The organism is Helicobacter cholecystus (assembly GCF_003364215.1).
Classification (GTDB): domain Bacteria; phylum Campylobacterota; class Campylobacteria; order Campylobacterales; family Helicobacteraceae; genus Helicobacter_G; species Helicobacter_G cholecystus.
In genome coordinates, this window is the sequence record NZ_NXLU01000018.1 from 1 (window position 1) to 2,440 (window position 2,440).

The 2,440-nt window shown below is 32.0% G+C and carries 4 protein-coding genes; all 4 read right to left on the bottom strand.

Annotation, left to right across the window (positions count from 1 at the left end; all coding sequences use genetic code 11):
* Positions 1 to 84: 84 nt before the first annotated feature.
* Positions 85 to 213 (bottom strand): hypothetical protein, encoded by a 129-nt coding sequence (locus CQA62_RS07060; protein ID WP_267891719.1) that lies wholly within the window; start codon positions 211 to 213, stop codon positions 85 to 87.
* Positions 213 to 860, bottom strand: coding sequence for a hypothetical protein (locus CQA62_RS06670; protein ID WP_104725222.1), 648 nt, complete (start codon positions 858 to 860; stop codon positions 213 to 215). Before CQA62_RS06670 ends, CQA62_RS07060 begins: the two co-directional genes overlap by 1 nt.
* A 669-nt stretch (positions 861 to 1,529) precedes the next feature.
* Positions 1,530 to 2,063, bottom strand: coding sequence for a hypothetical protein (locus CQA62_RS06675; RefSeq protein WP_104725223.1), 534 nt, complete (start codon positions 2,061 to 2,063; stop codon positions 1,530 to 1,532).
* The coding region (locus tag CQA62_RS06905; RefSeq protein WP_170125569.1) for a hypothetical protein at positions 2,063 to 2,440 on the bottom strand (378 nt) is incomplete at its 5' end. The genes CQA62_RS06675 and CQA62_RS06905, both read right to left, overlap by 1 nt.

The window sequence follows — 2,440 nt, forward strand, 5'->3', positions numbered from 1 at the left end:
GAACAAATATCGTAAGATTCTCCCTCTCCCCTCTCCCTTCCCACTCTCCTAAATATGCCCTAGCATTATAACTATTCCCCTCTCTTAATACTCCACCTCATCATCCTCTCCACTTGCACTCTGAGCAACTTCATTTAAGAGAAGAGAGGGGATACTTGGAAGTGCAAAGAGAGAAGAGAGGTAAAGGAGGAGAAATAAGAGAAAGTTAGGCATTAGGATTCTTTGGGAGTAGGGGATTTGGAATCTTCAGGGAGGAATTTATGACAGAGTGTGAGCAAGATAATCAATTCTCCACAATAAAAGAATAGATAGGCTATGGGGAGAAAAATAAGGGCAATGATGATCATTGCACTGCCGATTCCGCTGATAATATATTTAAGAATGTAATTTATATTTTCCCCAGTTTGAATGGCTGCGTAAAACAAAAAAAGAAAACTTATATTCAAAACCCAAAATAGAATCTTCTGATAGAGCTTTTGATGATACTTTAACAATAAAAGCCAAAGTGAGAAAGTGCCACAAATTCCACTGATAAAATAAATCCCCAATTCCTTTTCTCCAAAATTCGGATTATCAGGAAGTCCAAGTGCTCTTGTAAAAATCACATAAGGCAATGCAAAAAAGATAGTTCCCAAACATTGTGAGCCATATTTTTTGTATAAAAAGAGGGATAGACATACAAGAGCCAATAAATATCCAAAAAATGGATACTCATCAGAAAATAAATCTTTTGTAAAAACAAACATTCCATATGCCACTATTCCAATAATAATCACTATTCCCTTTTCTGTTTTTTTATAAATCATAATCCCAAAATTCACAATCATCAGTGCCATAAGACAAATAGAATAAGCAGTCATTGTCTGACTCTTTGTTGATTGAATATTTCCCTATATCTATTTTTCAGATCTTTTACCGCTTTTCTCATGAGTTTTTCTTAATTATTTGTACTAAATATGAAAATATGTTTATTGTAATTAATACAATAATGCAAATAGAAATTATAGAATACACAGTAAGGTAGCATACAAACAGAATCTGTCCACTTTGTGCTTCCAGCCAACTTAGGCAAAATATAAGTAAGGTAACAAAAAAAGAGAGACAAAAAATTTGTTTAAATGTTGCTAATTTACTAAAACAAGAGAAGAATAAACAAAAATTTGTCAGATACAAGTAGATAAAAAAGGCTAGTACTGAGTGGGACAAACATCCAATAATTATAATTCCATATAAATGTACTATTATTAATGATGAGCAAGAACATAAATAACATTTTTTATGGTTTTGTAAAAAATCATAAATTAAACTAATAGAGCTAATAATAGCAATAAGCAAGATAATGAAAGTAGAAGGTTTAAAAAATAAAATAAAATTTAGTAACAATAGAGAAAAGATAGCAAAACAGTTTCCGAGTAATTTTAATGATTTAAATATTATTAATCTATAAATTACAGCAATATAATATAAAAATATTCCAAGAGCAAGGTTAAGCAATGAAAATGCAATTATACTTTCAGACATCGCAATCATTATTTCTCCTTGCTCAGTGTGTGATACTCTTGTATAACTCTTTGAATAAAATCTTGACAATTATTCATGAGAAAGTTATAGCTTTTTGTTTGAGGGGCTACTCGATCTATTGCTTTTCTCATAATTTTGTCGTCATATTTTGTATTATTTTTTGGCTTGTATTTAAAAATATTTTCTAGTGTGTCTGGTCTAACCTGACTATCTCCAAAGAATCCCACATTCCCACCCTCCTCATCTTCAAAGAAGATTTGTTCATGTTGAAAATTGTATGTTTTAAAAAGAGGGAACATCAGAGAATTGGTAATAGTAAATTCAAGTGTCTCTCTTCCAGCAATTGGAATATTTAGAGATATATCTAAAGGTCTCCTCCTTATCTCAGCATTCTCCCTCTCCCCTCTCCCTTCCCACTCTCCTAAATATGCCCTAGCATCCTCACTTGCACTCTGAGCAACTTCATTTAAGAGAAGAGAGGGGATATTTGGAAGTACAAAGAGAGAAGAGAAGTAAAGGAGGAGAAAGAGAAGATTAGGCATTAGGATTCTTTGGGAGTAGGGGATTTGGAATGTTTGGGGAGGATTTCATAGCAGAGTATAAGGAAGATAATAAATTCTCCAAGACAAAAGAATAGATAGGCTATGGGGAGAAAAATAAAGGAATTAATTGCACCAATACCAATAATTCCTTGAAAAATATATTTAAGAATACCATTTATATTTACACTCTCTTGAATACCTACATAAAAACAAAAAAATAGGCAGAGACTAAAAAGAATAAACAGAATCTTTTGATAGAGCTTTTGATGGTCTTTCAGAAATAAAAGCCAAAGTGAGAAAGTGCCACAAATTCCACTGATAATATAAATCCCTAACCCTTTCTCCCAAAAGTCTGGATTATCAGGAAATCCTAATGC